This window comes from Streptomyces sp. P17 (genome assembly GCF_032436805.1).
Lineage (GTDB): Bacteria > Actinomycetota > Actinomycetes > Streptomycetales > Streptomycetaceae > Streptomyces.
This window is the reverse complement of sequence record NZ_JAVRBF010000006.1, coordinates 25,656-48,601: the sequence shown is the minus strand read 5'-3', so window position 1 is coordinate 48,601 and position 22,946 is coordinate 25,656. Positions and strand designations below refer to the sequence as shown.

The following is a 22,946-nucleotide window of genomic DNA, read 5'->3' as shown; positions in this document are numbered from 1 at the left end:
TATGCCCGAGTACGGCTACTTCCTTTCGTGCGAGGAGTTCCGGCCGGCCGAGCTCGTCGAGCAGGCGAGGATGGCGGAGCAGGCCGGATTCCAGTCGCTGTGGATCTCGGACCACTACCACCCGTGGAACGACGCGCAGGGCGAGAGCCCGTTCGTGTGGTCGGTGATCGGCGCGATCTCGGAGGCGGTGTCGCTGCCCGTGGAGACGGCCGTGACCTGCCCGACGGTACGGATCCACCCGGCGGTGATCGCCCAGGCCGCGGCCACCGCCGCGGTGATGTCGAACGGCCGCTTCCGGCTCGGCGTGGGCACCGGCGAGGCCCTCAACGAGCACATCCTCGGCCATGTCTGGCCACCCGCGCGGGTGCGTCTGGAGATGCTGGAGGAGTCGGTCCAGGTGATGCGCCGGCTGTTCTCCGGCGAGGAGGTCAGCCACTACGGCACGCACTACCGGGTCGAGAACGCCCGCCTGTACACGGTCCCCGACGAGCCCGTCCCGATCGACATCTCCGGCTTCGGCCCGGCGGCGACGGCGCTGGCGGCCCGGGTGGCGGACGGGTACATCACGATGATGCCGGACGAGGACATGGTGGCCCAGTTCCGCAAGGGCGGCGGGGGCGCGAAGCCCGTCAGCGGCGGGACGAAGGTCTGCTGGGGCACGGACCGCGACGAGGCGGTACGGACGGTTCACCGGCTGTGGTCCAACCAGTTCCTGCCCGGCGAGATGGGCCAGATCCTGCCCTCGCCGAAGCACTTCGAGCAGTTGGAGCCGCTGGTCACCGAGGAGACGGTGCGCGAGGGCTCGGTGTGCGGGGACGACGTCGAGGAGCATGTGGCGGCGCTGGCCGCCTTCGCCGACGCGGGCTTCGACCGGGTCTACGTCAACCAGATCGGCCCCGACCAGCGCGGCTTCTTCGATTTCTACCGCTCGAAGGTGCTGCCGCAGCTCCAGCAGGTGTGAGCGATGAAAATCCAACGGCCTGTCGTCTCGGTCTACACGGTGCCGACCGACGCGCCGGAAGCGGACGGGACGCTGACCTGGGACGCCACGACGACAGTGATCGCCGAGGTGACGGCGGGCGACGCGACCGGCACCGGCTGGACGTACGGTCCGGCCGCGGTCGGCGACTTCCTGCGCGACCAGCTCGCGCCCCTGGTCGAGGGCCGCAGCGCCCTGGACATCCCCGGCGCGCACGAGGCGATGTGCCGGGCGATCCGCAACGCGGGCCGCCCCGGAGTCAGCGCCTGCGCGATCTCCGCGCTCGACATCGCCCTGTGGGACCTGAAGGCGCGCCTGCTGGAACTCCCCCTGGCCAGGCTGCTGGGCACCTGCCGCGAACGCGTCCCCGTGTACGGCAGCGGAGGCTTCACGACGTACCACGCCACCCATCTGGCCGCGCAGTTGAACGGCTGGGTGCACGGACAGCACATCCCGCGCGTGAAGATGAAGATCGGCGAGGACCGCGGCCGCGCGGTGCTGCGCGATATGTCGCGGGTCGAGGCGGCACGCCAAGTGATCGGCCCCGAGGCGGAATTGTACGTCGACGCCAATGGCGGCTACACCCGTAAACAGGCGGTCCGGGTGGGTCACGCCCTCGCCGAGCTCGGAGTGGTCTGGTTCGAGGAGCCGGTGTCCTCCGACGATCTGACGGGCCTGCGCCTGGTCCGTGACGCGCTGGTGTGCGACGTCACGGCGGGCGAATACGGCTACGACCTCCCCTACTTCGCCCGCATGATCGGGGCCGGAGCGGTCGACTGCCTGCAGATCGACGCGACCCGCTGCGGCGGGCTGACCGAGTTCCTGCGCGCGGCGGCCCTGGCCCAGGCCCACGGCCTGGAGGTCTCGGCGCACTGCGCGCCCCACGCGCACGCGGCCGCCGCCGCCTCGATCCCCAACCTCCGCCACATCGAGTGGTTCCACGACCACGTCCGTCTGGAGGACATGTTCTTCGACGGCGCCCTGGACCCGACGGGCGGCACGGTACGACCCCTGAGCGGCGTGGGACACGGTCTGACGCTGAGGACGGAGGAAGTGGAGGAGTTCCGGGTGGCCTGATGCGTGCGCCGGTCGCGGCACTAGGGGGTGTTTTGAAAGTCCCGCACAGCACCCACGGCGCCCGGCACGCACCCTCGCCGCACCGGCCAAAGACCCAAGTACGTCCAGTACGAGGGCCTTCGTCCGGCACGCCAAGGGCACGCACCGAACACCGCGGGCACCGCACAGGACTCTCAAAACACCCCCTAGCGGCGAGCGAGGCGGGTCAGCTGTCGTACGGCCAGCACCCCCGCGCCGATCGTGAGCGCGCGGCCCATCCGCCCCCGGTTGCGGGAGACCCACTCCTGTGAACTGCCCGCGTGCGACTCCTCGTCGAACCGCCCGTGCGCACCGAAGTCACGGCCGTGCGGCCCGTCCGCCGGGGTCCAGAGGTTGCCGGGTCCGGTCTGCTCCCCCTCGTCCTGCTGTGCCTCGAAGGCGGTACGCGCCAGGTAGCGGTCCAGGAACCCGGGTGCGACCGCGTTGGCGATCAGGGTCGCCGCCGTGGAACCGCCCACCCAGTACTCCCTGCGCCGCCCGTGCCCCGCCGCGTGCACGATCGCCCGCGCCGCCACCTCCGGCTGGTACACGGGCGCGACCGGCCGGGCGCGGCCCGGCAGCCGGTTCAACACCCAGTCGAACTGCGGGGTGTTGACCGCGGGCAGCTGCACCATCGTCGTACGGACCCGGCTCCCCGCGCTGAGCAGCTCGCACCGCAGCGACTCGTTGAACCCCTGGATCGCGTGCTTGGCGCCGCAGTACGCGGACTGCAGCGGAATCCCCCGATAGGCCAGCGCGGACCCGACCTGCACGATCGTGCCCCGGTCGCGCGGCAGCATATGGCGCAGCGCGGCCCGGGTGCCGAACACATAGCCCAGATACGTCACTTCCGTCACGCGCCGGAACTCGTCCGGGGTGATCTCGGTGAACGGAGCGTAGATGCCGGCGAAGGCGTTGTTGACCCAGACGTCGATCCGCCCGAACGCGTCGACGACCCGCTGTGCCGCGTCGTCGACGGCCTTGGCGTCGGCCATGTCGACGCCGACGACGAGCGCCTCACCGCCCGCCCGCTGCACCTCGTCCGCCGCCGCGGCAAGGCCCTCGCGTCCCCGGGCCAGCAGGGCGACCCGGTCGCCGCACGCGGCGAAGGCCACCGCCGTGGCCCGGCCGACGCCGCCGCTGGCGCCGGTGACCACGACGGTCCTGCGCCGCCCCGGCAGGGTGACCTCCCACGGCCTGGCCACCGTGCGTCACGCCCGGTGGTGCGGCCGCTCGGGGTCGATGTCGTCGGGGTGCGGCGGCGGGGTCTCGGGCCCCGCGGGGGCACCGGGCGCGCCGGACGCTGCGGGCGCGCCGGACGGCATCGGCGGATACGGCATGCCGAGCCCGCTCGGCGGGGCGACCGGCGGGGTGCCGCCGACCACGTGTTCCGGCGCCGGGACGGCGTGCTTGGGCCGGGCCGCGCCGCGCAGCACATACGCCACCACGCCGAGGATCGCTGCGGTGATCAGCGCCGCCGCCCAGTCGGGCAGGGCGACGGCCAGGGCCAGGCCGAGGGCGAGCGCGAGGGCCGCGCCCGCGTACAGGGCGACGGTGCCGGAGGCGGCGTACAGCATCGCCGTACGGCGCTGCCTTCGGGTCTGCTCGCGCAGTTCGTCGCGGATCGTCTCGCGCGCCACCTGCGCCAGCTCGTCGACCAGATGCTTGTCCAGATGCTCTAGGTGATCCAAGCGCTCCATGGCCGCCGGGTACCCCTGGCGGCGTGCGCGTAACGCGGGCCCTGTGGAGATCGGGCAAAACGATCTCCGCGCCCGCCGCGCCCCAACTAGGCTCGTCCCCATGGAGATTCTGGGAGCCACGTTGCGCGTCTGCGTCGACGACCTGGAGACCGCGGTCCCCTTCTACGAGCGCCTGGCCGGCGGCCGGGCCCTCCGCTTCGAGCGCGGCGGGGTACAGGTGGCCGCGGTCGGCTGCTTCCTGCTGATGAGCGGCCCGGAGGCGGAGCTGGAGGTGCTGCGCAAGGTCGCCGCGACCATCGCCGTGAAGGACGTCGAGGAGGCCCGGGACACGCTCGTCGAGCTGGGTGCCCGGGTGATCGCGGGCCCGGTGCCGACCCCGGCGGGCCGCAACCTGATCGCGATGCATCCGGACGGCGCGGTGTACGAGTACGTGGACCGTCAGTCCTGACGCCGTGCGCGGGCTCGCATCTCGGCGGTGAGCGCCCAGCGTTCGTGGTCGCGCCAGGCCCCGTCGATGTGCAGCATGCCCGGGGAGAACCCCTCCAGGCGGAAGCCGCAGGAACCGGCCAGGGCGATCGAGGCGGTGTTGGCGGGCTGCACGTTGATCTCCAGCCGGTGCAGCCCGAGCGGGCCGAAGGCGTGATCCACCACGAGGCCCAGCGCCTCCCGCATCAGCCCCCGCCCGGCGGCGTGCGCGAAGGCGCCGTAGCCGAGCGCGCCGCACTGGAAGGCGCCCCGGACGATGTTGTTGATGTTGATGAACCCCGCGATCGAGCCGCCGTCGTCCTTCTCGCACACCAGGAAACCCGCCTTGGACGGGTCCTCGATCAGCCGCCCGGCGTAGGCGGCGTAGGCGGAGGCGGTGTCCGGCGGGAAGAGCCAGGGCTGGTGCAGCTCCTTGCTCTCCCGGGCCCGGGAGGTGAACTCTGCGGCGTCGTCGTGGCTGAAGTGGCGTATGCCCACGCGCGGGCCTTCGGCGAGATAGCGGGATGCGAGGTGCGGCATCCCGCCAGCCTACGGCGGTCTACCGGCGGCGCCGCCTGCCCATGAAGTACGCCCCGCACAGCGCGCCGATGAGGGCGGTGCCCAGGAGCGCCGCCCACAGGGGCATCGTGACCAGGGGGATCAGCAGGCGGATCTCGGTCTCCTGAGTGTTCTCGAAGATGAAGATGAGGCCAAGGACAGCCAGCACCAGCACGGCTATGCGCCCTGCCGTGAATGCCGGATTCCGCTCATCGCCCTTTCGCCGCGTCTTGCCGGCGCTCTCGGAGGTCTTCGAACTCATACCACCAGGGTGCGCCCGAAGACCCCGTCACGCACGGTGAGGCCGGGTCTCCGGGTGACTCAGCCGCCCGCCACCGGCAGCCGCAGCACCCCGGTGTCCTCGGGGGCGCTGACCACGGTGACCGGCTTGATCCCGCGGTTGCCGAAGTAGGCGTCGTCACTCGCCGCGACCACGAACCGCAGCCGGTGTCCCTTCTCGAACCGGTGCACGATCCCGGGCAGGGTCACGGTGAAGCTCTTCGTCACATCGGGCACCCGCACCGGGGCGACCAGCCGGTGCACCAGCGTCTTGCTGCCGTCGGGCGCGACGTCGTAGAGCTTGGTGAACAGGACGAGCTTGTCGGCGGCGTCGCCGGACCCTTGTGTCCGCTCGGCCTTCGGGGAGACCACCTTCAGCGTGGCGCGGGGCGCGCCGACGACGTCGGTGGTCCGGGCGAGCGGCTCACTGGTCCAGCCGAGGTAGGTGCCCTCGGTGTCGTAGGGCGCCGGGTCGGGCAGCCCGATCATGCCGGCCAGCGAGCTCTCCGAATGGCTCGTGGGAACCAGCCAGTTGGTGTACGTACGGCTGCCCCGCGCCACCTTGGCCCGGTTGTCGACGAGCTTGCCGTCACCGGAGAGGTAGAGATTCCGGCTGAGAGAGGGAAGGCGGTCGGCGGTGGCGTAGGTGCCGTTGGGGTCGGTGATCCAGTCGCGGTAGTAGGCGAAGGCGGGTCCGGTGTCGACGTTCTTCTTGCCCAGGTAGCGGTCGAACCAGGTGAGGACGCGCCGGCCGACGTAGCTGGTCTCCAAGTTGCCCTGGCTGAGGTTGAGTTCACCCGCGGCCATGCCGCCGCTGTGCCCCCAGTTCTGCCAGACCATCTTGACCTGCGTGCCCTGGGCCTGGAGCGCCTTGTACGTCGCCGTCGCCTCGTTGAGGTTGAAGAGGCTGTCGGTCTGGCCCTGGACGAGGAGGGTCGGTGCCTTGACGCGGCTCAGATAGGAGACCGGCGAGACGCTGCGGGCGTAGGAGAGCAGCTCGGCCGTGCGGTCCGCCGGGTAGCGGCCGGAGTTGAGGGTGCGGATGGTGTCGCAGGCCTGGGAGACGAAGTGCAGACAGGTCAGGGAGTTGATCCGGGACGGGTCGAGGCTGGGCTGGAGCAGCGGCTGGCCCTCCCCGATGAGGTAGAAGCCGTTGGTCCACTGCCACTTGAAGGCACCCGGCACCTGGCGGGCGCCGACGGCGTTGTTGGGGTCGAGGGAGTACGCCAGGTCGTTCCAGGTGATCATCGGCACCAGCGCGTCCACCCGCCGGTCGATGGCCGCCGTCGCCAGCTGGATGGCGCCGCCGTAGGAGCCGCCGATCATGCCGACGCGTGGGTCGCCCGCCGAGTCGAGGGTGACGAAGTCGGCGGTGGTCCCGTCGTCGGCGGAGCGTTTGCCGCCGAGGAAGTCGATGAGCTGCGAGGCCGCCGTGCCGTCGATCGCCGGGTCGTCCAGCGAGATCAGACAGCCGGAACGGCCGAAGCCGAGGCCTGAGTAGACGAGTGAGACATAGCCGCGCTCGGCGAATGCCTTGCCGATGGCGTCGGTGGAGCCGTCGTTCTTGCTGCCGCCGAAGCCGTTGGTGGCGAGTACGGCGGGCGCGCGCCCCGCACCGGAGGGGCGGTACAGGTCGGCGTCAATGGTGCAGCTGCGGCCGCCGGTCTGAACGGTGAACTTCAGCGCGGTGACGGTGTATTGCGTGGTCGCGGTGGCGGGGTGGGTGAGCGTGGCGCCGAGCAGGAGAGCGAGGGGGACGCAGGATCCGAGCACACGACGGGACACGAGACCTCCACACTGAGGACAACCCGACTTACCGACCGGTAAGTACCGGCCGGAAGTCATGGTGTGACACGTGTCAGAGGAGGTCAATCACCGCGACGGGTGTTTCTTGACCGGAGTTCAGCACAGCGCCGGCTCCGCCAGCGTCAATGTGCCTGCGTCCGCGTCAAGTTCCGCCATGGCCCCGAAAGGGATCGTCAACGCGTCGGCGCAGTGCCCGAATCCGAACTCCTCCACCACCGGGACACCGAGCCCGCCGAGCCGGTCGACGAGCAGGAGCCGCAGCCGGTCGTAGGGTTCGCACTCCTGCCACGAGCCGAGCAGCAGCCCGCGCACCCCGTCGAACCAGTCCGCGCGCAGGAGTTGGGTGAGATACCGGTCGATGCGGTACGTCTCCTCCCCCACGTCCTCCAGGCACAGCAGCCCGCCCCGCGCGGACGGCCGGGCGTCCTGCGTGCCCACCTCCGAGGCGAGCAGGCACAGACAGCCGCCCAGGGTGACGCCCCGCGCCCGTCCCGGCACCAGGGCCCGCCCGCCGGAGGCGATCTCACGGACCGTCTCCGGGGCGAACAGCGTGGCCTTCAGGTGTTCCTGGGCCCGTGCGCTCTTGATGAAGTCGATTCCCGCCGCCATCGGCCCGTACAGCGTGGCGAGTCCGAGCCGGCGCGCGAACGCCTCGTGGAGCACGGTGAGATCGCTGAACCCCACGAACACCTTCGGGCCGGCCGCGCGCATCGCGTCCCAGTCGAGCAGGTCGATCATGCGCTGCACGCCGTAGCCGCCGCGGGCACAGAGCACGGCGTCGACGGACGGGTCGCACCAGGCGTTCTGGAGGTCGGCGGCCCGGTCGGCGTCCGTTCCGGCGAGGTAGCCGAACTCGGAGTGCCGGTCGAGCACATGGGGTGCCACCACCGGGTCGAGGTCCCAGCCGCGCAGCACGTCGAGCCCGGCCTGGAGCCGCTCCTCGGGCACCGGCCCGCTGGTCGCGACGACGGCGACACGGGCGCCGGGGGCGAGCCGGGACGGACGCAGCAGGGGTTTCACTTGGCGAGCTCCAGGGTCGGGATACCGGGCGGGTTCAGCCCGAACACCTGAGCGTAGAGGGACAGCTCGGACTCCAGCACCCGCACCATGGTCTCCGCCCGCCGGAAGCCGTGTCCCTCCCCCTCGAAGGCGATGTACGCGTGGCGCACCCGACGCCCCGCCATCCGGGCCAGGAACCGTTCGCACTGCGCGGGCGGGCAGATCACGTCGTCCAACCCCTGGAGCAGCAGGAACGGCACGGTGATCCGCTCGGCGTTCTCGGTCGGCGACCGCTCCGCGTACCGCCCGGGCACCTCCTCGCGCGGCCCGACCAGACTCTCCAGGTACCGCGACTCGAAGTCGTGGGTCTCGCCGTCCGCCCAGGCGGCGAGGTCGAGGACGGGATAGATGATCGTGCCGCAGGCGTAGACGTCGGTGGTGGCGAGCGAGACCGCCGTGGTCCAGCCGCCCGCGCTGCCGCCGCGCACCGCGAGCCGGTCGCGGTCGGCCGTGCCCTCCTCGGCGAGGGCCAGCGCGACGGCCGCGCAGTCCTCGACGTCGACCAGGCCCCACTGCTCGCGCAGCCGGTCGCGGTACTCCCGGCCGTAGCCGGTGGAGCCGCCGTAGTTGACCTCGGCGACGCCGATGCCGCGCGAGGTGAAGTAGGCGATCTCCAGGTCCAGTACGAGGGGCGCCCGCCCGGTCGGCCCGCCGTGCGCCCAGACGACGTACGGCGCGGGCCGGCCGTCGGGGGCGACGCAGCCGGGGTTGTGGGGCGGGTAGACGTGCGCGTGGATCTCGCGTCCGGCCGGTCCGGCGAAGGTGCGGATCTGCGGCTCGGGGTAGTAGGAGGGGTCCACGGGGTCGTCGTGAGCGGCGCCGATCACCCGGGCCCGGCCGATGGGGGCGCCCCCGCGCGAGGTTGTTCGAGCGTGGGGGAGGGTGTCCAGCTCGACCACCTCGTGGGCGCTGCGCGGACTGGCGCCGACGCCGACCACCCGCTCGCCGTGCACCGCGAGGGTGGGCGTGAACTCGGTCCAGGGCCCGGCCGCGTCGACGACCTCGCCGGTCTCGGGGTCCAGTATCCCGAGCGCGGTGGCGCCCCGGCCGTGCACGACGGCGATCAGTCCGCTGTCCAGCGGGGCGAACCAGCGGTGGCCGAGCTTCCACAGCGGCCCGCCGAACTCCTCCTCGCGCGGGCACAGGGGTGTGCCGTCGCGGTAGAGGTTCCACCAGCCGGTGCGGTCACTGGCGTACAGCAGGGATCCGTCGGGTGCCCAGTCGGCCTGGGCGACGGACTCCTCGGGCCCTCCCGCGACGGTCCGCGTGCCCGAGAGTCCGGCTCCGACGTCGGCGACGATCAGCTCGGTCCCGTCCCACGGCATCCGCGGATGGTCCCAGGCGAGCCAGGCCGCACGCCGTCCGTCGGGCGAGAGCCGCGGCCCAGTGACGAACCGGTGGGCGTCGTCGCTGAGTTCGCGCACGGCGTCCCGGTCCTGCGCGGCCGACCCGTCCAGCGGTACGGCGGCCAGGACGCGCCGCACATCGGTCGGCCCGTCGCCGGTGAACTCCTCCAGCACGCACCACACTTCACCGCGCTCGAGAAGCAACTGGGGGTCGGCCCAGCGCAGTCCGCCGCCCACCGGGGAGAGCGGGGTGAGCGGACGTGGCTCGTCGCCGGGCCGGTACCGGTACAGCCGCTGGTCGGCGAAGTCGACGAACACCACGAGCGGTTCGCCCTCCACCTCGGCCCCGGCCCAGGGCTGACCGCCGTACTCGATGACCCGGCTGCGCACGTTCCACGGCGGCGGCAGCACCGACTCCTGGGTGCCGTCGGCGCGGCGGCGCACGAGGGTTCGGCGGCCGCCCTCGGTGGGGCGCGGTTCGGTCCACCAGGTCTCGGCGCCGACGAAGCCCACGTACTCGGGGTGCCCGTCGTGCGCGGCCGCGAGGGCCGCGTCGATGGGCGAGGGCCAGGAACCGTACGGCAGCGTCTGCACGTTCTCCCCCAACTCGCCTAGGCCGTCCGCAGGAAGTGGTCCAGGACCCGGACGCCGAAGTGCAGCGCCTCGACCGGGACGCGTTCGTCGACGCCGTGGAAGAGGGCCTGGTAGTCGAAGCCCTCCGGCAGCTTCAGCGGCGCGAACCCGTACCCCGTGATGCCGAGGCGCGAGAACTGCTTGGCGTCGGTGCCGCCGGACATGCAGTACGGCACGACATGCCCCTGCGGCGCGAACTCCTCGACGGCGGCCCGCATCTTCGCGAACGTCGGCGAGTCCACCGGCGCCTGGAGGGCCACCTCCCGGTGGTGGAACTCCCACTCCACGTCAGGTCCGGTGAGCAGGTCAAGGGTTGTGCGGAACTCCTCCTCGTGGCCGGGCAGATACCGGCCGTCGACATGGGCGATGGCCTCCCCCGGGATGACGTTCACCTTGTAACCGGCTTCCAGCATGGTCGGGTTGGCACTGTTGCGGACGGTGGCCTCGACCAGGGAGGCGGCCGGGCCGAGCTTCTTCAGCAGCCCGTCCACGTCGTCCAGGTCGGGGGCGACGCGGTACACGGCGGCGAGTTCGGTGAGGGCGGCGCGCACGGTCGGGGTCAGTCTCAGTGGCCATTCGTGGTCGCCGATCCGGGCGATGGCGGCGGCCAGGCGGGTCACGGCGTTGTCCCGGTTGACCTTGGAGCCATGTCCGGCCCGCCCGCGCGCGGTGAGCTTCAGCCAGCCGGTGCCCCGCTCACCGGCCGCGATCGGGTACAGCTCTCGGCCGGAGCCGTCGTGGAAGGTGAACGCCCCGGACTCGCTGACGCCCTCGGTGCAGCCCTCGAACAACTCGGGATGCCGGTCGGCGAGAAACCCGGAACCGTCCTCGGCGCTCGCCTCCTCGTCCGCGGTGAACGCGATCACGATGTCCCGCCGGGGCTTCACTCCTTGGCGGGCCCAGAAGCGGGCGACGGCGAGGATCATCGCGTCCATGTTCTTCATGTCGACGGCCCCGCGCCCCCAGACGACCCCGTCGCGGATCTCCCCGGAAAAGGGGTGCACGCTCCAGTCCCGTGCCTCGGCGGGCACCACGTCCAGATGACCGTGCAGCAGCAGCGCGTCCGCGGAGGGGTCGCTGCCCTCGATGCGGGCGACGACGTTGGTGCGGCCCTGGGTGCGCTCCAGCAGGGTGGGCGTGAGCCCCGCCTCCGCGAGCCGGGCGGCGGCGTACTCGGCGGCGGGCCGCTCCTGGCAGTCGCCCCCGCCCCGGTTGGTGGTGTCGATCCGGATGAGCTCGGACGTGAACGTCACGACCTCGTCCAGTGCCTGCCGGTCAGCCATACTGCTCCTCCACCGCCGCCGAGACGATCGTGGTGACCGCCTTGAAGGTCCGGATCCCCTCGTACATGGTCCCGCTGGTGTACCCCACCTTCCGCTCCCCGATCCGCTCCACACCGGGCACGACGGTCGCGGCCATCGACAGATGCTCGGCGTCGAACTCCACGGCGACGGTGAACGGCCCGCCCTGGACGACTTCATGACGGACCGCCAGAGCGGCTGCCTCCTTGGCGGCGGCCCGGATGTCGGCGAAGGTCCGGTTCGGGGTACGGCAGACCGCGGCGTACCGCGAGACATGGTCCTTGACGGCGACCTTCGGGGCCTCGGGCGCGTAGCCGAGCGCATCCTCGCAGGCCACGTCGTCCCCGGTGACCAGTACGACCGGCACCCCGTACTCGGCGACGACATGGGCGTTGAGCAGGCCCTCGCTGGCCCGTACGTCGTTCAGCCACACCCCGGTGATGGAGTTGGCGAGGTAGGTGTGGGCGAGGACGCCCTCCATGCCGGCGCCCGCGTGGTAGCCGATGAAGGCGATGCCGTCGACGTCGCCGTGCTGCACACCTTCCACCATGGACAGGGACTTGTGCCGCCCGGTGAGCATCTCGGCCCGCTCGTCGAGCTTTTCGAGCAGGAGGTTGCGCATGGTCCAGTGCGCCTCGTTGATCAGGACCTCGTCGGCGCCGCCGTCGAAGAAACCCTGGACGGCGGCGTTGACGTCCGAGGTGAACATCGAGCGGCAGCGCTCCCACTGCGGGGTGCCCGGCAGCACGTCGGCCGGCCAGGTCACCCCCGTGGCGCCCTCCATGTCGGCGCTGATGAGGATCTTCATGCCCCGTCACGTTACGCGCCGCGAGCGGGCCCGGCCAGGAAGCGCCGTAAGCTCTTGTGCCGGCAGTCTGGCCTCGACCGGCGTCACCCTCGGCACCGTGGCCGCGCTCGCGGCGGCACTGACGGCCACGGGCTGGGTGGCGTACCGCCGCGGCCGTACCTTGAGCTAGGGGGTGTTTTGAAGATCTTGCTTGGGCCGCCCCGATCGCCCAGGTTCGCCCGCAAAAGTCGATCGGGGCAATCCGGTGCAAGTCGGGCGGGTTTTCAAGATTCTCAGTGGTCTCCTAGGCGCGGCCCACGACGACCCACCTCGACGGCAGCTCGATACGGGTGCCGTCGGAGTCGTACTCCGTGGTGGTGAGGGGCAGTTCACCCGAAGCCACCACGGAGAGCCCGGCCGAGCGCAGATACTCCAGGACCGCGTCGTCGGCGACCTCGCCGGGCGCGATGCCGTGCCGGAAGACGGGGGCGAGCTTCGGCGGCGGGCCCGAGGGGCTCTGGGCGAGGCCCATCAGGACGGGCTTGGCGGCCTCGGCCAGTTCGACCAGGAAGGCCCGGCCACAGGTGCCGACGAGGGTGGCGACGCCGTCCACCAGCGCCTGCCGGTCGCCGGGCTCCGCCTGGTGCAGGACGCCCCGCATATAGACGTTGGCGTCACCGAGCTCCGCGTGCAGCGTCTGCGTCTCGTCCTTCTCCCCCGCGTCCAGGACCCGGTAGGTGGCCAGGCCCGCGGGGTCGGCCTGGCGGGCGTGGTCGATCGCCGCGGCGGACAGATCGACGCCGACGACATGCGGGAAGCGGTCGGCGAGGAAACGGGTCTGGGTGCCGTTGCCGCAGCCGAGGTCCACCAGCGGCAGCGTCGGTGCCGTCAAGTGCGGCTCGAACAGGGCCAGATGGGGGCCGCCGGTCAGCGCCGGCTCCGCGTCCCAGAACACCGCCCCCTGTTCCTCGGGCGCCTCCCGCCAGAAGCCCTCCCAGGCCTCCCGGTACCGACTCGTCACGCTCATGCCCAACTCCCCAGGATGCGACGGACATCCCGCCACGAAGTGACGGGCGAGTACGGTCTATCGCGCCCCGGGCGGCGCTACAAGCACGTGGCGCATTCCTTCACGCCGCATTCGATCCGTGTACGCCCCCGGGCGGCTCGTGCGCCCCTGGGGACACGGGGGCCGGTCAACGTCGCGGGAGCGTCAGTTCGAACCAGACGGTCTTTCCGGCACTCGTACGGCTGGTGCCCCACTCGCGCGCAAGGGTGCTCACCAGCCGCAGCCCCCGGCCGAGCTCATCGGCGGGACCGGCGTTCAGCAAGATCGGCAGCTCGTGGTCGTCGTCGTCCACCTCGCACAGCAGGGTGTCGCCCCGGACCAGCCGCAGCTCGACGGAACGGCCGTGCGAGTGCCGCAGCGCGTTGGTGACCAGCTCGCTGACCAGCAGCTCGGCGAGGTCGACGAGCCGGGCCAGACCCCAGTCGTGCAGCTGCTCCCGGACCACCGCGCGGGCCCGGCCGGCCTCGGCCGGGTCGAGGGTGAGCCGCCACTCGGCGACGTCCTCCGGCCCGATGCCGTTGAGCCGGGCCATCAGCAGGGCGACGTCGTCCTTGCGGCCGCCCCGGGTGTTGAGGGCCCGGATGATCGTGTCGCAGGCGTCGTCCATGGACGCGGCCGGATGTGCGGCCGACTCGCACAGCGTCGCCAGTCCTACGCCGATGTCCTCGCCGCGCACCTCGACCAGTCCGTCGGTGCACATCACCAGCCGGTCGCCCGGCTCCACGCGCACGCGTACCGCCTCGAAGGGCACACCGCCGACCCCTATGGGCGCCCCCGTCGGCAGATCGAGCAGTTCGCTGCGCCCGTCCTCGGCGCGCACCAGCACCGGCGGGATATGGCCCGCGTTGGCGAGGTGCAGCTCGCTCGCGATCGGGTCGTAGACGGCGTAGAGACAGGTCGCGAGGTAGGTGTCGCCGAGGCGCTGGGCGAGGTCGTCGAGGTTGCGCAGGAGCTGGGCGGGCAGCAGGTCGAGGGCGGCCATGGTCTGGACGGCCGTACGCAACTGGCCCATCATCGCGGCGGAGTTGAGGCCGTGGCCCATGACGTCGCCGACGACGAGGGCGGTGCGGGCGCCGGGCAGTTTCACCGAGTCGAACCAGTCGCCGCCGACCCGGCCGAGCAGGGTGCCCGGCAGATAGCGGGTGGCGATGTCACAGCCCGCCATGCGCGGCGGGATGTGCGGCAGCATGCTGTCCTGGAGGGTCTCGGCGACGCTCTCCTGGAAGGTGTACATGCGCGCGTTGTCGAGCACGAGGCCCGCCCGGGCGGCGAGTTCGGCGCCGGTGACCCGGTCCATGTCGTTGAAGACGGGCCGCTCGGGGTGGCGCAGCAGGATCATGAAGCCGAGGACCACATTGCGGGCCTTGAGGGGTACGACGAGCATGGAGCGGCCGGTGATGAGCGGCCGGATGTCGCGCTTTTCGAACTGGGAGGCGATGGCGTGGCCCATCTCCTCGCTGATCCGCGGCACCAGCACGGGCTCGCCGCTGGTCATGCACTGGAAGAACGGGGTGTGCGCCGGGAACGGCATGGCCTCGCCGACCGGCACGACGTCGTCCCAGCGGCCGGGTTCGTCGGTGTGCTCGACGGCGACCCGGTGCCACATGGTGGTGGTGTCCGGCACGCCGTCCGGGAATCCCTCGCCCGCGACGACCTGTTCGCGCAGGTAGGTGCCGGCGACATCGGTGAAGCGGGGCACGACGGCCTTGCTGACCTCGATGATCGTCCGCGACAGATCGAGGGATGTGCCGATGCGGCCGCTGACCTCGTTGAGGAACTCCAGGCGTTCGCGGACGGCGGCGTATTCGAGGTCCACGCTCTCCTCGGCGTCCTCCTCGGGCACGGGCAGCCCGAGCACCGCGGCGCGGGCGGCCTTCTCCCGGCGGGCCCTGCGTTCGGCGCGCCTCGGCACACCCCAGTCGGGCGTGACGGGCACCCGTTCGTTCTGGCTGAACTCCAGGACCGGATAGCCCAGTTCGAGGATCTGCGCGACGATGCGGGAGCTCTCGCCCACGCTCATGCTGGGCAGGATCTCGGGCAGCCGGCGGGCCAGCTCCTCGGCACCGGGGAAGTCGGTGTGCAGGGCGAACCCGGGCGCGATCCGCTCGAAGCCCAGGCCGTCGGGCTCCCGCTGCTGGAGCCCGTCCGCGTCGGCCGCGAGCACCAGTAACCGCTCGCGACACGGGCCGACCAGGGGGTACGCCCACCACAGGACGTCGGAGCGGTCGTGGCCCGGCACGGTGAGCCGGGCGCGGCCCGCGGCGGGGAAGCTGAGCCGTCCGTCGAGGGAGGACTCCAGGTCGGGGCCGAGACCGTCGTAGGCCGCGTACGCCCCGTACGGGGTGGTGTCCGCCTCCTCGGGCAGCGCCCCGGAGACGGGCAGCAGGTCGGCGGCGGGCCGTCCGATCGCCTCGTCCTTGGCGGCGCCGAACAGCCGCCCGGCACCGGTGCTCCAGTGGGACACCAGGCCCTCGCGGTCGACCACGACGACGGCCAGCGGGACACGGCCGCTCGCGACGCCCTCCGTCGCGCCGATCCCAGCTCCGCGGCTGGGAGGTACGTCCCTCTCGATGCCACGGTCCATGGCCAAGGCCTCTCTCCCCACGGCTTGGCAAGATCTGTGCCGCCGACTCCACGGTACGGCGAGAGCCGGTGGTGATGTGCGGCAATGCGGGAATTGGCAACTGCCCACGCCCCGGCGCGCACACCCGCGCTTCTCAGGCTCTCAGTCCTCGTGCCCCAGCTGAAGGTCGCGTTCCGTGCGGCCGCCGCCGGCGACCTGGAGCACCGTGGCGACCGGCGGGTAGCCCGCGGCGATCACGGTGTACTCGCCGGAGGACAGATCGACGAACCGGAACGTCCCGTCCGGGCCGGTGGTGAGCGTGTCGACGACGTTGCCCGCCGCGTCCAACAGCGTCACGCGCGCGTCCTCGACGGGGCGTCCGCCGTTGGCCCGGACCGTCCCGCGCAGCACGGCGCCCCCGGCGAGCTCGATGTCCTGCCGGGTCTCCCGGGCGGCCTGCACGGTGACGGGCAGCGCGGCCGGACGGAATGCGGGGGCGCCGGCGGCGAGGGTGTACTCGCCCGCGACCAGCTCGGTGATGACATAGCCGCCCTCGCGTCCGCTGCGGGTGCTGGCGACGACCTCGCCGTGGACGTTGGTGAGAGTGACGGTCGCGTCCCGTACGGAGGTGCCGTCGGCGGTCACCACGGTGCCCGCGAGGCGCCCGGCGCCGCCGAGCACCACGTCCAGTTCGACCGGGCGTTCACCGACGGTCACGGAGACGGCCTGCGGCTGGTGTCCGCCCGCGGCGGCGATGAGGACGTACGACCCCGATCCCGGCGTGGACAGCGCGTACCGTCCGTCCTCGCCGCTGCCGCCCCGGCCGATCTGCTGTCCGACGGCGTCGATGAGGGTGAGTGCCGCGCGCGGGACGACGGTTCCGTCGGGGTGCTGCACCGTGCCGCAGACGGGGATTCCGGCGGCGTAGGGCGAGCGAAGCGAGATGGGGGTCCCCCCGCCCGAAGGGTGGGGGAGGGCGTGCGGGACGGGGGCGTTCACGGGTGCGGTTTCGGTTTCGGCGGTGGGGTGGGACACCAGCGGTTTCTCCTTGAGGAAGAAGGCGATGAGCAGGCCGACGGCGAGCACCGGCACGAGGTAGAGGAAGATCCTCGGCATGGCGTCGGCGTAGGCCTGGATGTAGTCGTCGCGCAGGGCCGGGGGCAGCGCGTGGACGACCTGCGGGGTGATGGACTCGGCGTCGGGCAGCTCGGCGCCGGCGCGCGCGGGCAGCCGGTCGGTGAGCGCGTCGGTGAGCCGGGCGGCGAAGAGGGTGCCGAAGATCGCGGCGCCGACGCTGCCGCCGATCTGCCGGAAGTAGTTGTTGGCGCTGGTGGCGGTGCCGAGGTCGGCGGGGCGCACGGAGTTCTGCACGGCGAGGATCAGGACCGGCATCACCATGCCGATCCCGGCGCCGAGGACGGCCATCCAGATGCTGTAGTGCAGCCGGGGCGTGTCGGCGTCGAGCCGGGACAGCAGCCACATGCCGACGACGGAGAGCGCGCCGCCGAGGACGGGGTAGATCTTGTAGCGCCCGGTGTGGCTGATGAGTTGTCCGGAGATGATGGAGGCGCCGACGATGCCGCCCATCATGGGCAGCATCAGCAGCCCGGACTCGGTGGCGGACGCCCCGTCGACCATCTGCAGGAAGGTCGGCAGATAGCTGGCGGCGCCGAACAGGGCGACGCCGATCACCAGGCCCACCAGGCCGGTGATGTTGAAGACGGAGTCCCTGAACAGCCGTAGCGGGATGAGGGGTTCGGGGGCGAAGTGCTCGGCGACGAGAAACAGCACGGTGGCCGCCGCCGCACCAGCGCCGAGTCCGAGGATGACGCGCGAGTCCCAGGCGTACTCGGTGCCACCCCAACTGGTCAGCAGCACCAGGCAAGTGGAGGCGGCGGCGAGCAGCAGCGCGCCGAGAATGTCGAACCGGGGCTTGGTCTCGGGCTTCGGCAGCTTCAGTACGACGGCGACGACGGCGAGGGTGACGATGCCGAGGGGGACGTTGATGTAGAAGCACCAGCGCCAGGAGAGGTGGTCGGTGAAGTAGCCGCCGAGCAGGGGCCCCGCGACGGAGGCGAGTCCGAACACGGCGCCGATCAGCCCCATGTAGCGGCCGCGCTGCCGGGGCGGCACGATGTCGGCGATGATCGCCTGCACACCGATCATGAGCCCGCCCGCGCCCACGCCCTGCACGGCGCGGTAGACGATCAGCTGGTCCATGGTCTCGGCCCGCCCGGCGAGCGCGGAGCCGATGACGAAGACGACGATCGCGAACTGGAAGACGCCTTTACGGCCGAGCAGATCGCCGAGTTTGCCGTAGATCGGCAGGCCGATGGTGGAGGTGAGCAGGTAGGCGGTGATCGCCCAGGACATCTTGTCCAGGCCGTGCAGCTCGCCGACGATCTTCGGGAGCGCGGTGGCGACGATCATCTGCTCCAGCGCGGCCAGCAGCAGCGCGAGCATCAGCCCGAAGAAGACCAACCGCACCCGGCGCGGGCTGAGTTCGGCCGTCCGGGGCGTCTTCGGCTCGACGGGCGCGGCGACCGTCTCGTCCCGCTCCAGAGTGATCCCGCCCACGTACCGCTCCCCTCGTCGCGCCACCGCACAATTCCCGCGTAAAGCGACAACTGCCAGTAAGCGCGACGAGTTACGGCAAACGGGTGGGCGGTATGGAGATCCACCCGAATCGGTGAGGCGGCCAACGACCGCCGGGGTTCAGCCCGTTGGGCTGGAGGGCTACTTCTCGACCTCGGCGGCGAGCTTGCCGAGCAGGGCGTCGTAGATCCGGCCGAGGCCCTTGGGCGCGAAGGTCTTCTCGAAGAAGCCGCCGACGCCGCCGGCGCCCTGCCAGGTGGTGGTGACGACGACCCGCGACTTGCCCTCGCCGGCCGGGGTCACCCGCCAGGTGGTGACCATGGAGGAGTTGCGGTCCTTCTCGACGAGCTCGCCGTCGGTGGGCTCGCTGACCTCCAGCAGACAGTCGCGCACGCGCTTGCTGGTGGCCTGGAGCCTCCAGTGGACGAGGGTGCCCTCGCCGTCGCCGCCCTCGCGCACCTCGTACTCGCTGAAGTGCTCGGGCAGCAGCTTCTGGCGGGTGCCGTTGTAGTCGGCGAGGGCGTCGAACACCTTCTCCGCGTCCGCCGCGACGACCCGCTCCGTAGTGGCCTCGACCTGCGCCATTGACTTCCTCCAGGAGATGCATGCTCGGGGGGTGGGGGCAAGCCAACCACCCGGTGACCCGGCCGCCCAAATCGGGGTCGCACGATCAAGGGAACATGTGTTCTATTCTATGGTCAGTGCTACCGAGGAGGCCTCATGCGCTGGGAGAACCTCGCCCTGGAGTCCGACCACAGCCGGGCCGACGCCGCCCTGTTCGGCGCCGACGCGGTGACCACCCGTACCTTCGACACCCCCGAGTTCCATGGGATCACCTTCCACGAGATCCGGGCCCGCTCGATCATCAACCGGGTGCCGGGGGCCTCCCGCATGCCCTTCGAGTGGACGGTCAACCCCTACCGCGGTTGTTCGCACGCGTGCGTGTACTTCGTTCAATGACCCTATTTAGCTAGGGAGGTTCGATGCGCAGGTCATCCAACGCGGACGACGCCTGGAAGGGCATGGCGAGGGCGATCCCGGCAGCGAGGGAGGGCGCAGGCCCAACCGCGAGCGAGGCCGGCCGAGTCGCGTACAGCGCACTGCTTGAGGGTACGGACAGGCACCGGGCCGACAGCAGCGTCACAGGCTGGCTACTGCTGCGCTCCAGTACTGCGAGCCGCCTCGGCGGCCGGTGAGCTCCCGTCGTGCTACAGGTCCGCAAGCCTGTGGTACGACGGGCCCTGGAAGGCGAGCAGACGTAAAGAACCCGCCCCGTCGGAGTCTTGCGGGACTCCGGCGGGACGGGCGTCTATGGGGCGACTCTTCCCTCCGTCACCAAGAGGGCCACGCCCCCCAGATGGCTGAATGCCCCCAGGGTCTGGCTTGGCTTCACATTACACGGGGCATGCTATGGCGTACTAGGCATGCTGTATCTCGCCTGACGCGCCGTGACACCCCTAGCGTGTCCCGGTGATCGACTTCGCCCCCGACGTGCCACGCTGGCGCCAGGTCTACGAGGTGATCCGTCAGCGCATCGCCGACGGCACCTATCCCCCGCGCACCCGCATCCCCTCCGTCATCGGGTTGCAGCAGGAGTTCGGGATCGCCGGGGCGACCGGGCAGAAGGTCCACCGCCAGCTCAGGGAAGACGGCCTGATCTACACGGAACCCGGCCTCGGGTCGTTCGTCGCCCAGAAGCCGCGCGGCGGGTGACCCCGTCCATCCGCCACGGGGGAAGCGGACGGGCGGGGCCGGTCTGGGGACGCTCCGAGCGTTAGGTCGTGTACTCCAGATCAGTCACGGCCGCCTTACGGACCAGGCCCGCCATCGCCTTCATGTCCAGCTCGGTGAGGAATGCGACGAGCGCGCGCGTCGTCTCGCTCAGCTGATCGGCAAGCACCGACTCCTCCAGTTCTCCCGGCAGGACCACGCGACGGAATTCCGGCTGCTCGATCGCCCGAGCCAGGAGCTGCTCGGCGAGCCAGAGCGGCGTGCGCTCCTTGATGGCGAAGGTCAGGTGCAGGCTGGGCTCATCATGGTGCAGCGCATGCGGGTTATGGACCCAGCCGCGGGGCAGCAACAGCGTCTGTCCGGTGTTCAGCTCGATCGTCAGGTCCGGCCCGGCCGCCTCCCACTCCGGGATGAAGTCCTCGCGCCACACCCGGAACGACTCGCCCCACTCACGCATCGGGGCCTCGATCGGCGGCTTCCACAACTGCCAGGTCTTGGTGCCGGCCACTTGCACGATGACGCCCATCTGCTGGTCCCAGTGGTGCAGAAGCCCTTGCTCACCTTCGGGAGTGAGGAAGGCGGACGCATAGTTCGAATAGCCGGTCTCCTCCTTGATGCTCTGCGACAGTCGACGGAAGAAGGGGAGCCAGCGCTGCATGTTCCCGAGCCGGATGGTGTAGCCCTGGTCCGCCAGTCGGCGCAGCTTGGCCGGGTCGGTTCGCCCGTTCGTCAGGAACGCGGTCCGGCTGGCCGGGCCGGCCTTGACGACGGCGACTTCGTCCGGCGGCACACAACCGGTGTCGATCAGTTCAGTGAAGACGTCCAGGCTCATGGCCTCGTCCACCTCGGTCCGCCCGCGCTCGTACACGCGCGGCTCGTCGGGCCAGGTGGCCAGGAGGTCGGCTACTCCCTCGGGGGGCAGCAGTAAACGAAGCGACATGAGGGTGTCTCCTCGCGGATCAGGAAGGCGGCATCGGGCAGGAAATGCCCGGGTGGAAGAGAGGCGGGCAGCACACGACCGAGGCGGAGAACAGACTGCGGGCCTGGGTGTGGTGGACCCAGGCGACGTCGACTCCTCGGGGGAGCACGTCGTACGCGTAGGCCATCTTCACGTCCAAGGCTGCGTAGGCCTGCTTGCCGTCGGTGCGCTCGAACGGGGGGTTGGCGGTGTAGATGCCCTTGAGCCACTCGACAGCGTCAGTGACGTCCGTCCAGGTGCGGGCTGGGGCTGCCTGCCCGCGCTTCAGCAGCCAGTGCCCGGTCATCAGCGGGGGCACGCTGCCGGTGGCGAACTCGCTGGCGGCCTCCCTGTACCGGGTGGCGTGGTCCGACGCTGGGTCGGGCTGGATCGTATGTGCGGGCCGCCGGTTGCCCTCTTTGGCGTACGTCTCTACGGAGCCGACCCAGGGGCCGAAGCCGTGCCAGTGACCAGACCACGTCTGGCTGGTCAGCGCCTGGAGCTCGGGTGCAGTGGTGGTCATGCTGTCCTTCCGAGACGGGCCGCCCCGCGCGCAGAGGCGGCCCGCAGTGTGCGTGAGGTGGGCGGTCAGCCTAGAGCGCCAGGCCGCGGCTGCTGGCCCACTCGATGGCGAACGAGTCGAGTTCGTCGGTGGTCATGCAGAGGCGGTGTCCGGCGCCTTCGGGCTTGGAGTCGGTGACGACGTAGCCGTCGGTGCCGGGGATGGCGGTGGTGACGACGCACGTCTCGTTGTCGCCACCGAGGTTGCCGCCGCACCACTTCTTCGCCGAGCCGTCGGCGACGGGCAGTTCGTACAGGTTGGGCTTGGCCATATCTGGCCTCCAGCGTTTCGGTGATCCGTTCTCGGAGAGGCGGTCTCCTGGCCGTTGTGCACCCGCCCCGGGGCTCGACCTGTCCAGGGTTGGGGCCCGGGGTGGGCGTTCATGGGGTGCGACCCTGTCCCGAATTCGGTCGCCATGGGCCCCTTTCACGCCGGGGAGGCGCCGCCAGTTAGCGGATGCGGACGGCGTTGGCGCAGTGGCCGTGGATCCGGCCGGAGAAGGACGCTCCCCCGGAGGGGCTGGCCTGGCCGTACGGGCGCGTTGCCTCGCCAGGTCTGATGGGCTGGTCGCAGGCCAGGCACATCCGTGCGCCGGTCAGCGTCTCGTAGTGGTCGCACAGGGCCAGCAGCGACCGGCCGAGTCTGCGCACGTACGCCACAGCGTCGTACGGCAGACGTCCGGGGCGGGCGTTCAGCTTCATGCGGGCTTCGCCGACGGAGACCAGCGCGCAGTAGCGAGGGACGTCGTCGGCGGGCAGCTCCGCGGCGGCCTGCTCGATCTCGGGGATGAGGAGCTGCATGTGGCCGCGCAGCATTTCGGTCAGCGTCTCCAGCGTGGCCCGGTCGGTGGGGGTCACCTCGGGGGGGAGCACCTGGGCGACGTTCGCGCGCATCGTGGCGATGTCCACCGGCAGGGCGCCCGTCGCGGCGGGGGGTTCGATCAGGGACATGACCCAGCCTCGCTGTCGTCCTCGTCGATCAGGCAGCCAGCCACCATGACGAACGTCAGCACCTCCGACGTGCTGCACAGCCAGCCCGGTCGGGTCATGGGCACCGCCCAGTACGAGCCCGAGGCGTGCTCGTCCAGCTCCGTCAGATCGGTACGCGGCACGCCCAGGTAAGTGCCATCACCGAGGCAGGCCGCGGCGGGCGCTCGCCAGTCGGGCGCGGTGCCGGGCGGCACGAGGGCGTAGTAGCGGCGGCCCGCGGGGTCGTGGATGACCGGGCGGCCGTTGAAACTCCAGCCGAGCCAGGCGTTGACGGCGGTCGGGTCGCTGACTCCGGCCACGCTGTGAACGAGGCGCTCGGCGATGCGGACCGCGTCGAAGAGCCGTCCCAGCGGGATCAGGGCCAGCCTGGCCTCACTGTCCCACTCGCGGTGCACTGCGGCGGGCGAGGAGTGCGCGGAAGCGAGCCACGCTCCAACGCCCTCTGCCGGGGGCGGGCTTGGTGGTGTTAATGCC

General features: G+C 71.3%; 23 protein-coding genes and 1 pseudogene. 6 read left to right on the top strand and 18 right to left on the bottom strand.

Going from position 1 to position 22,946, the window contains the following annotated elements:
- Position 1: 1 nt before the first annotated feature.
- Positions 2–961: a TIGR03557 family F420-dependent LLM class oxidoreductase gene (locus tag RMT89_RS05395; RefSeq protein ID WP_315882750.1), complete on the top strand. Its 960-nt coding sequence runs from the start codon at positions 2–4 to the stop codon at positions 959–961.
- A gap of 3 nt (positions 962–964) precedes the next feature.
- Positions 965–2,056 carry an enolase C-terminal domain-like protein gene (locus RMT89_RS05390; RefSeq protein ID WP_315882749.1) on the top strand — a complete coding sequence of 364 codons (1,092 nt, stop codon included), beginning with the start codon at positions 965–967 and terminating at the stop codon, positions 2,054–2,056.
- 185 nt (positions 2,057–2,241) lie between these two features.
- Here RMT89_RS05390 and RMT89_RS05385 read toward each other — a convergent pair whose 3' ends face one another.
- Positions 2,242–3,279 carry an SDR family oxidoreductase gene (locus RMT89_RS05385; protein WP_315882748.1) on the bottom strand — a complete coding sequence of 346 codons (1,038 nt, stop codon included), beginning with the start codon at positions 3,277–3,279 and terminating at the stop codon, positions 2,242–2,244.
- Positions 3,280–3,285: 6 nt separating this feature from the next.
- On the bottom strand, positions 3,286–3,774 hold the full coding sequence (locus RMT89_RS05380; protein ID WP_315882747.1) for a phage holin family protein: 489 nt from the start codon (positions 3,772–3,774) through the stop codon (positions 3,286–3,288).
- A 100-nt stretch (positions 3,775–3,874) separates the two neighbouring features.
- Between RMT89_RS05380 and RMT89_RS05375 the strand changes: the two genes are divergently transcribed.
- Complete coding sequence (locus tag RMT89_RS05375; protein ID WP_315882746.1) at positions 3,875–4,222, top strand: VOC family protein; 348 nt, start codon at positions 3,875–3,877, stop codon at positions 4,220–4,222.
- Here the strand turns inward: RMT89_RS05375 and RMT89_RS05370 are convergent.
- Genes RMT89_RS05370 through RMT89_RS05340 form a run of 7 tightly spaced genes read right to left on the bottom strand, consistent with a single transcriptional unit; the run spans position 4,213 to position 12,029 of the window.
- Complete coding sequence (locus RMT89_RS05370) at positions 4,213–4,779, bottom strand: GNAT family protein (protein ID WP_315882745.1); 567 nt, start codon at positions 4,777–4,779, stop codon at positions 4,213–4,215. The genes RMT89_RS05375 and RMT89_RS05370 overlap by 10 nt on opposite strands.
- 19 nt (positions 4,780–4,798) lie before the next feature.
- Complete coding sequence (locus tag RMT89_RS05365; protein WP_315882744.1) at positions 4,799–5,059, bottom strand: LapA family protein; 261 nt, start codon at positions 5,057–5,059, stop codon at positions 4,799–4,801.
- Positions 5,060–5,118: 59 nt separating this feature from the next.
- Positions 5,119–6,921, bottom strand: coding sequence for a CocE/NonD family hydrolase (locus RMT89_RS05360; RefSeq protein WP_399497611.1), 1,803 nt, complete (start codon positions 6,919–6,921; stop codon positions 5,119–5,121).
- Between the two features lie 57 nt (positions 6,922–6,978).
- Complete coding sequence (locus tag RMT89_RS05355; protein ID WP_315882742.1) at positions 6,979–7,902, bottom strand: LD-carboxypeptidase; 924 nt, start codon at positions 7,900–7,902, stop codon at positions 6,979–6,981.
- Positions 7,899–9,881: a prolyl oligopeptidase family serine peptidase gene (locus tag RMT89_RS05350; protein ID WP_315882741.1), complete on the bottom strand. Its 1,983-nt coding sequence runs from the start codon at positions 9,879–9,881 to the stop codon at positions 7,899–7,901. Before RMT89_RS05350 ends, RMT89_RS05355 begins: the two co-directional genes overlap by 4 nt.
- Before the next feature lie 17 nt (positions 9,882–9,898).
- Positions 9,899–11,203, bottom strand: a complete 1,305-nt coding sequence (locus RMT89_RS05345) for a M20/M25/M40 family metallo-hydrolase (protein WP_315882740.1) — start codon at positions 11,201–11,203, stop codon at positions 9,899–9,901.
- Entirely contained in the window at positions 11,196–12,029 is an 834-nt protein-coding gene (locus RMT89_RS05340; RefSeq protein ID WP_315882739.1) for a M55 family metallopeptidase, read from the bottom strand. Before RMT89_RS05340 ends, RMT89_RS05345 begins: the two co-directional genes overlap by 8 nt.
- Here RMT89_RS05340 and RMT89_RS05335 point away from each other — a divergent pair.
- A complete protein-coding gene (locus RMT89_RS05335; RefSeq protein WP_315882738.1) occupies positions 12,028–12,198 on the top strand; it encodes a hypothetical protein in 171 nt (56 codons plus the stop codon). The genes RMT89_RS05340 and RMT89_RS05335 overlap by 2 nt on opposite strands.
- 114 nt (positions 12,199–12,312) lie before the next feature.
- Here the strand turns inward: RMT89_RS05335 and RMT89_RS05330 are convergent, their stop codons facing one another.
- The 4 genes from RMT89_RS05330 to RMT89_RS05315 all read right to left on the bottom strand — a co-directional run bounded on the left by RMT89_RS05330 (position 12,313) and on the right by RMT89_RS05315 (position 18,817).
- On the bottom strand, positions 12,313–13,035 hold the full coding sequence (locus RMT89_RS05330; protein WP_315882737.1) for a class I SAM-dependent methyltransferase: 723 nt from the start codon (positions 13,033–13,035) through the stop codon (positions 12,313–12,315).
- A gap of 166 nt (positions 13,036–13,201) precedes the next feature.
- Positions 13,202–15,658: a SpoIIE family protein phosphatase gene (locus RMT89_RS05325; protein WP_315882854.1), complete on the bottom strand. Its 2,457-nt coding sequence runs from the start codon at positions 15,656–15,658 to the stop codon at positions 13,202–13,204.
- A 141-nt stretch (positions 15,659–15,799) separates the two neighbouring features.
- The gene (locus tag RMT89_RS05320; protein ID WP_399497608.1) at positions 15,800–18,214 is read right to left on the bottom strand and encodes an MFS transporter; all 2,415 of its coding nucleotides are present in this window, start codon (positions 18,212–18,214) and stop codon (positions 15,800–15,802) included.
- Positions 18,215–18,373: 159 nt separating this feature from the next.
- Positions 18,374–18,817, bottom strand: a complete 444-nt coding sequence (locus RMT89_RS05315) for an SRPBCC family protein (protein WP_315882736.1) — start codon at positions 18,815–18,817, stop codon at positions 18,374–18,376.
- 135 nt (positions 18,818–18,952) lie between these two features.
- Between RMT89_RS05315 and RMT89_RS05310 the strand changes: the two are divergent.
- Together RMT89_RS05310 and RMT89_RS05305 are read left to right on the top strand one after the other, a co-directional pair.
- A pseudogene (locus RMT89_RS05310) lies at positions 18,953–19,180 on the top strand (radical SAM protein); the annotation flags it as partial.
- Between the two features lie 522 nt (positions 19,181–19,702).
- Positions 19,703–19,945, top strand: coding sequence for a winged helix-turn-helix domain-containing protein (locus tag RMT89_RS05305; protein WP_315882735.1), 243 nt, complete (start codon positions 19,703–19,705; stop codon positions 19,943–19,945).
- A gap of 61 nt (positions 19,946–20,006) precedes the next feature.
- Here RMT89_RS05305 and RMT89_RS05300 read toward each other — a convergent pair whose 3' ends face one another.
- The 5 genes from RMT89_RS05300 to RMT89_RS05280 form a co-directional block, all read right to left on the bottom strand.
- Positions 20,007–20,903, bottom strand: coding sequence for a JmjC domain-containing protein (locus RMT89_RS05300; RefSeq protein WP_315882734.1), 897 nt, complete (start codon positions 20,901–20,903; stop codon positions 20,007–20,009).
- Between the two features lie 19 nt (positions 20,904–20,922).
- Positions 20,923–21,444, bottom strand: coding sequence for a hypothetical protein (locus tag RMT89_RS05295; protein WP_315882733.1), 522 nt, complete (start codon positions 21,442–21,444; stop codon positions 20,923–20,925).
- Positions 21,445–21,514: 70 nt separating this feature from the next.
- Positions 21,515–21,754 (bottom strand): DUF397 domain-containing protein, encoded by a 240-nt coding sequence (locus RMT89_RS05290; protein WP_315882732.1) that lies wholly within the window; start codon positions 21,752–21,754, stop codon positions 21,515–21,517.
- Between the two features lie 178 nt (positions 21,755–21,932).
- Positions 21,933–22,433, bottom strand: a complete 501-nt coding sequence (locus tag RMT89_RS05285; protein ID WP_315882731.1) for a DUF6415 family natural product biosynthesis protein — start codon at positions 22,431–22,433, stop codon at positions 21,933–21,935.
- Positions 22,424–22,867, bottom strand: a complete 444-nt coding sequence (locus RMT89_RS05280; RefSeq protein WP_315882730.1) for a hypothetical protein — start codon at positions 22,865–22,867, stop codon at positions 22,424–22,426. Before RMT89_RS05280 ends, RMT89_RS05285 begins: the two co-directional genes overlap by 10 nt.
- Positions 22,868–22,946: the final 79 nt, after the last annotated feature.